Here is a 7101-nt window from a genome sequence, read left to right as displayed (position 1 = left end):
TATGCTTTTTTGTTTAGATTATTCTGCTTGTTTTATTTAATGCTTCTTCTAAAAGTAATATTTCTCTTTCTGTAAGATTTGTAATATCTTTTATAACTATATGATCTATTCCAACTTTTATTGATTTATTTACTATTTGAACTAAATTTTCTATATTTTCTTTTGATAAATCATTTACCATAAAAATACCTCCTAATTAAAATAGCTATTAATATGTATAAATTATATTTAAAATTAAGTTTTTATTATAATACAATTTTATGTTTATTTAATATATAAAGTTCCCTTATATAACAAAAAATGCAGAATTTATAAAATTCTGCATTTAATAGTTCATAATTTTATCTACTTCTTCTTTTGTTATATTTCTATACTTACCATAATCTATTCCATCGATTTTTATATTCATTATTCTTATACGCTCTAGTTTTAAAACCTTATAACCAAAAGCTAAACACATTCTTCTAATTTGCCTATTAAGGCCTTGAGTCAATATAATGTTAAAAGAATTTTTATTTATTTTCTTAACCTTACAAGGTCTTGTTATAGTATTTAAAATTTCTACTCCACTTGACATTTTTAAAATAAATTCATCATTTATTTCTTTATCTACAGTAACTATATATTCCTTTTCATGATTGTTTTCAGACTCTAAAATTTTATTTGAAAATTCTCCATCATTAGTTAATATTATTAATCCTTGAGAATCTTTATCTAATCTTCCAACTGGAAATATATAATCTTTATAATCTATAAAATCTATTATGTTATTTGAAACATCTATTGATGCAGTACATGTTATTCCAATAGGTTTATTTAATGCTATATATATTTTTTCTTTTTTCTCTATCTTTTTACCATCTAAACATATAAAATCACTCTCTTCAACCCATTGACCAGTCTCTGCAATCTTACCATTTACTAATACTCTTTTTTCCTCAATAAGTTTATTAGTTTCTTTTCTCGAACAAATACCATAATTGCTAAAAAGTTTATTTATTCTCATTATTATATCCTTCCAAATTAATAATCTAATCCAGCTAAATATCCTGTTGAATATGCAATTTGTAAGTTATATCCTCCAGTTTCAGCATCTATATCTATAACCTCTCCAGCAAAGAATAAATTTTTTATTATTTTTGATTCTAATGTTGATGAATTTATTTCTTTTACACTAACCCCTCCACTAGTTACCATAGCAGCCTTTATAGTTAATGTTTCTATTGCTGTAAGTTTCATTTCCTTTAAACTATTTATCAGTTTATTTTCATCTTCTTTTTTTAATTCACAAGCTTTAATGTCTGTTAAATTTAAACTTTCTAAAATTTCTTTAATAAATTTTTGTGGTAATATACCCTTTAAATTGTTAAATACAGTTTTATTATTATTTTCTCTAATTTTTAAAGATAACTCTTCTTTTGATTTATCTTTAATAAAATCTAATAATATTGAAACCTCTTCATTTTCTAATATTTTATTTATGTAAGATGATAATTTTAAAACTCCAGGACCTGATATACCAAAGTGGGTAAATATCATGTCTCCTTCTATTTCTACTTTTTTCTTTTTTACTTTTGCGCTTAATACTACATCTTTTAAAGATATTCCTTGTAGATTTTTAACAAAGCCTTCTTTTATTACTAAGGGAATTAAAGCTGGATAAAAAGTTTTTATATCATGTCCATATTTCTTTAAAATATCAAACATAATTCCATCTGATCCTGTAGTTGGATAACTTTTTCCACCTGTTGTAATTATAACTTTATCGCAATAAATCTCTCTATCCCCTTCAAGTATAACACCTTTAATCTCTCCATTTTTAACAATTAAATCTATAACCTTAGAATTATATAGTACTTTAACTCCACTATTTTTTAAATCTTCTTTAAATACATTTATTACATCTTCTGCCTTATCATTTTTCGTATAAACTTTATTATCATTATTATATTCAATTTTGTATTCTAAATTATTTTTTTTAAAATAATCTAAAATATCTAAATTAGAAAAAGTATAAAATGCACTATATAAAAACTTTTTATTTGTAACAACTTTATCAAAAAATTCTTCTATATCTCTATTATTTGTTATATTACACCTTCCACCACCTGTAAGTTTTAACTTTTTACCTATTTCATTATTTCTTTCAAGTAATGTTACTTTATTTCCTAATTTTGCTGAACTTAAAGATGCCATTATTCCAGCCGGTCCAGCACCAATAACTATTACATTTTTCATAAAGTTAATCTCCAATCTATAAATCAAATTTCATCTATTTTAAATTAATTATATAATATTATACTATATAATTATTATTTAAATATATAAAAAAGTTGTCTTAATATTTCTCATACTATTTTCATGTTTTTATTTTTTTAAATTACTTTTATTAAATATATTTCGAAGGTTTATATAAAAAAGGTACAGTGAGTTTTCACTGTACCTTTTTAATTAACATCTTATTATTTCTACCATATATCCATCTGGATCTTTTACAAAGAAATATTTAGGAGCTTCCCCTGGTAATCCTTTTAAATCAGTAACTTCATAACCTAATTTTATATGTTTTTCTCTCATACCTTCTAAGTCTTCTACACCAATTGCTATATGACTAAATCCATTTCCAAGCTCATAAGGTTTTTCTGGATTATAGTTATAAGTTAATTCTATTTCATATCCACCTTTTTCATTTGATAAATATACAAGAGTAAATTTATGCTCTTTAAAATCTTTTCTTCTAGTCTCTACAAGCCCTAAAGCCTCCTTATAAAATTTTAAAGATTTTTCTAAATCCATTACTCTTATGCAAGTATGCAACATTTTAACTTTCATAAACTCTCTCCTCTTTAAAAATTATTATTTACATTACATAGTCTGTATAATAATATTATTACATATTACATTGGGGGTATGCAATATGTGGTTTTTTTTATGCTTTTTTATCAGCTATATTTGCGACTTTAACATCAATTTTAGCCAAAATAGGTATATTTGATATAAATTCTAATTTATCAACTACTATAAGAGCAGTTGTTATTTTAATTTTGACTTTGGGAATTATATTTTCAACTGGCTCTTTTAAAGGTATTAAGAATATATCAAATAAATCTATGATATTTTTAATATTATCTAGATTAGTTACAGGTTTATCTTGGCTATTCTATTATAAAGCAATACAAGTTGGCCAAGTAACTAAAGTTATAGCAATAGATAAATTAAGTATAATAATTACAATAATTTTAACCTTTTTTATACTCAATGAAACACTTAATATAAAATCAAATTTTGGTGGGTTACTTATATTTCTAAGAACAATATTTATTACATTAAAATTTTAAATCCTATAATAACTAATATTGCTCCACCTAATAATTCCGCATATTTGCTAAATATAAATCCAAGTTTTTTTCCTAATATAACACCAAATAAACATATTATAAATGTAACTATAGCTATTATTGATATTGATACTAATATATTAACATTTAAAAATGCAAAACTAACACCAACTGCTAATGCATCAATACTTGTAGCTATTGCAAGTATTACTATACTTTTAGTAGACAATTCATCACTACATATATCTTTATTATCATCAATATTTATTTCATCTGAAACTTCTTCTGATGCAGTTTTTAGGTTTTCATCTTTTAATCCTTTAAAAAACTCAAAAATCATCTTACCACCTATAACTACTAAAAGTATAAATGCTATTATATCACCAAACGCACCTATATATTCAGTAAAATATCTCCCACAAAACCATCCAATAAAAGGCATAACCCCTTGAAATATTCCAAAATATAAAGCTATTTTTATGGCTTTTTTCTTTAAGTCATTTTTTATTGTCATTCCTTTAGCTAAAGATACTGCAAAGGCATCCATAGCTAATCCTACTCCCATCAAAATAATAGAAAAAATACTCATAACACAAAACTCTCCTCTTCTTTATAATTATTTGCAAAAAAATGAGACTTATGCGTAGCAAAAAAAAGCTACGCGTAAGTCTCGTTATTTAATATTAAGCCAGAACTTTATTTCTCGTTCAATATGTTGACTTAATAACTTATCCAAAATTCTTTAAGCTAACTACTCCCTTATGCAAATACACACTTTAAACACTTAAATATAATAACAAATTCATTTAATAAAATCAATCTTTTTTCTCTAATATAAATTTTTTTATAGCTTTAGAAACTCCATTATTTTCATTAGTATCAGTTACATAATCTGCATACCTTTTAATATCATCTGATGCATTTCCCATTACAACTGCAAGTCCAGATTCTTTAAACATTGAGAGATCATTTCCACTATCACCTATACACATAATTTCTTCCTTTTTTATATTAAGTCTTTTGGCAATACACTTAACAGCATTTCCTTTTGATGTTCCCTTTGCCATTATTTCAACACAACCACTCCATGAATATACAATATCTGCACCTTTATTGATTTTATTTATTTCTTCTTTTACATCATATATTTTACTACTATTTTCTGTTTCTATAATTATTACTTTTAATATATCATCTTTATAAATATTAAAAGCTTCTTTAAAATCAGAAAACTCATAAAATTTAATTTTATCTTCATCATCTACCCACTCATTCATAATTCTATGGCTATCATCATCTGGTATTTTAGAATCACTTATTATTCCATAAGGCGTATCAAAGTAAGCTAAAAATTTATGTTTTTTTACTATATCATAAATACTATTTAAAGCCGTTTCATCTAATACTGATTTAAATATAACTAAATCATTATCTTTTTCTCTAACATAGGAACCATTAGAACATATAAGTGGTGCTTTAATACCTGTTATATTTGCATATATTCTAGCTGATGCAAATACTCTTCCTGTAGATATTGCAATATTTACTCCAAGTTCTGTAGCCTTTTTAAGTGTTTCCTTATTCTCTTCACTTACTAAATGATTTTTATTTAATAGCGTACCATCCATATCAATACAAACTAATTTATACATATCTCAAAATACTCCTTTTTAAAATTCCATTACCTTAAAATTATATCATTTATATGAAAATTAAAATAGACTACACCATCAAACATATTATATTAAATGGTGTAGTCTATTTTAAACTAAAACTTATAAGTTATCATAATTTTCATCTATATCTATCTCTTCACAATTTTCTAACATAGTATCTAAATCATCATAATCACTTATATTCAATGATTCGTAAGTATTTTCAAGTATATCTAAAAGATAGTCTTTCTCTTCATCTAACATGTCTGACTTCTTTATTTCCTCTATTAAATCATTTGTTTTATACAATTTTAAAGTTCCACTTTCATAACCTGCAGCTTCACTTACTTCTTCTTTTGATAAAGTATCATAATCTAAATCATAATCACTACAATATTTTTCAACTGCCTCTTGATTATATTTTTCAGCAATTCCAAATGCTTCTTTTATATTACTTATTTGTTTTACTTCTTCAGCTTCATCAAAAAATATTACTATTTTATCTTTCATAAAAATTCCTCCAAGCTAAACATTATTTTCATAAATAAGTTTACAATAAAATTAAGTTATAACTAGAAACTTTTTATGTATAATTTGTGATTTTTATTTTATTAATATATTTTTAAATTTTAAAACAAATATTACATATAATTTAAAATCTAAAAAGGACTTTTTATTAAATAAAAAGCCCTTTTCTTAAAATTATTATTCACAAACTTTTCCAGGATTTAAAATATTTTTAGGATCAAAAGTTAATTTAATTCCTCTCATAATTCCAACTAACTCATCACTTAATGATTCATTTAAATATTCTTTTTTAGCAAATCCTATTCCATGTTCTCCTGATACTTGTCCTTTTAAATCTTTTGATTTATCATACATACACTTCATAATTTCTTGAAGTTTTTCATGCCAAGTCTTTTCGCCTAATTCATCTCTTAATATATAAATATGAAGATTTCCATCACCGGCATGTCCAAAACTCTTAATTCTAATGTTATATTTTTTTTCTAATTTATGAGTATATTTAACGAATTCTGCAACTTTATTTCTTGGTACAACTACATCAACTTCATCCATCTCAGTAGTTGATGCCTTTATAGCTTCTAAGAATGCTCCTCTTGCAGACCATATAGATTCTTGTCTTTCTTCTGTATCTGATATAAATGCATCTATAGCTCCTTCATTAAGGCATATATCTGCAACCTTTTCATAATCCTTTTCTATTTCTTCTTTTGAATTTCCATCAAAAGTTAAAAGTAAATATGCATCTGAAGTATGATCTGGGAATTTCTTTCCTAAATATTCTTCAGCAGCAACAATTGCTTCTTTTTGCATAAACTCAATTGCTGTTGGAATTGATTTTGACTTAATTATTTTAGGAACTGTTTCTATTGCAGTTTCTAAGTTTTCAAAAGGTACAAGTAAACTAATTGCCTTTTTAGGTAATGGTAATAATTTAAGTGTAGCCTTTGTAATTATTGCTAAAGTACCTTCAGCTCCAACAATTAAATCTTTAATACTATATCCTGAACTATTTTTAACAACTTTACCACCTAAATTCATTACATGACCATTAGGTAATACTACTTCTAAGCCTCTTACATAATCTCTAGTTACTCCATACTTAACAGCTCTCATTCCACCAGCATTAGTACTAATATTTCCACCAATAGTAGCTGTTTTTTCTCCTGGATCTGGTGGATAGAATAAATCATTTTCTTCTACGAACTTGGCAATTTCCATTAATAATACTCCAGGTTCTACAGTTAATGTTAAGTTTTCTTCATCAAGTTCAAGTATTTTATTCATACCACTTAAATCTAGAACTATTCCTTTATGAAGTGCAACGGCTGCACCAACAAGTCCTGTTCCTGAACCTCTTGCAGTTACTGGAATGCTATGCTCATAAGCATATTTCATTATTTCTGATACTTCTTGTGTAGTTAATGCTTTAACTACTATATCTGGAAATTCTTTTATGGATCCTAATTCATCATGACTATAATCTTCGTTTATATTATCTCCATAAAATACTCTATCACAATCATTAATTATTTTTTCTATGTCCTTTATAGTATTTTCAGTAACCTTTCCGTAACTCATGT

Annotated in this window: 9 protein-coding genes; 1 reads left to right on the top strand and 8 read right to left on the bottom strand. The window is 24.9% G+C overall.

Translation table 11 applies throughout. From position 1 onward, the window contains the following. Window positions 1–13: 13 nt before the first annotated feature. From O212_RS16720 to O212_RS0114470, 4 genes are all read right to left on the bottom strand, one after another. A complete protein-coding gene (locus O212_RS16720) occupies window positions 14–181 on the bottom strand; it encodes a hypothetical protein (RefSeq protein ID WP_160166421.1) in 168 nt (55 codons plus the stop codon). Window positions 182–325: 144 nt separating this feature from the next. Then, the gene (locus O212_RS0114480; RefSeq protein WP_024615815.1) at window positions 326–1006 is read right to left on the bottom strand and encodes a pseudouridine synthase; all 681 of its coding nucleotides are present in this window, start codon (window positions 1004–1006) and stop codon (window positions 326–328) included. A 17-nt stretch (window positions 1007–1023) separates the two neighbouring features. Next, the gene (locus O212_RS0114475) at window positions 1024–2238 is read right to left on the bottom strand and encodes an NAD(P)/FAD-dependent oxidoreductase (protein ID WP_024615814.1); all 1215 of its coding nucleotides are present in this window, start codon (window positions 2236–2238) and stop codon (window positions 1024–1026) included. 213 nt (window positions 2239–2451) lie between these two features. Continuing rightward, window positions 2452–2832, bottom strand: coding sequence for a VOC family protein (locus O212_RS0114470; protein WP_024615813.1), 381 nt, complete (start codon window positions 2830–2832; stop codon window positions 2452–2454). A gap of 62 nt (window positions 2833–2894) precedes the next feature. Between O212_RS0114470 and O212_RS0114465 the strand changes: the two genes are divergently transcribed. After that, entirely contained in the window at window positions 2895–3338 is a 444-nt protein-coding gene (locus O212_RS0114465) for an EamA family transporter (RefSeq protein WP_347452297.1), read from the top strand. On the opposite strand, the gene O212_RS0114460 is transcribed toward O212_RS0114465, so the two are convergent. The 4 genes from O212_RS0114460 to O212_RS0114445 form a co-directional block, all read right to left on the bottom strand. Beyond that, window positions 3322–3927 carry a manganese efflux pump MntP family protein gene (locus O212_RS0114460; RefSeq protein ID WP_024615811.1) on the bottom strand — a complete coding sequence of 202 codons (606 nt, stop codon included), beginning with the start codon at window positions 3925–3927 and terminating at the stop codon, window positions 3322–3324. The genes O212_RS0114465 and O212_RS0114460 overlap by 17 nt on opposite strands. 226 nt (window positions 3928–4153) lie before the next feature. Beyond that, window positions 4154–4990, bottom strand: coding sequence for a Cof-type HAD-IIB family hydrolase (locus tag O212_RS0114455; protein ID WP_024615810.1), 837 nt, complete (start codon window positions 4988–4990; stop codon window positions 4154–4156). Between the two features lie 123 nt (window positions 4991–5113). Then, on the bottom strand, window positions 5114–5503 hold the full coding sequence (locus O212_RS0114450; RefSeq protein ID WP_024615809.1) for a hypothetical protein: 390 nt from the start codon (window positions 5501–5503) through the stop codon (window positions 5114–5116). A gap of 195 nt (window positions 5504–5698) precedes the next feature. Further along, window positions 5699–7099, bottom strand: a complete 1401-nt coding sequence (locus tag O212_RS0114445) for an FAD-linked oxidase C-terminal domain-containing protein (protein WP_024615808.1) — start codon at window positions 7097–7099, stop codon at window positions 5699–5701. Between the last annotated feature and the right edge of the window lie 2 nt (window positions 7100–7101).

It is taken from the genome of Clostridium sp. Ade.TY (assembly GCF_000498355.1).
Classification (GTDB): Bacteria; Bacillota; Clostridia; order Clostridiales; family Clostridiaceae; genus Clostridium.
This window is presented reverse-complemented; position numbering and strand designations above follow the sequence as displayed.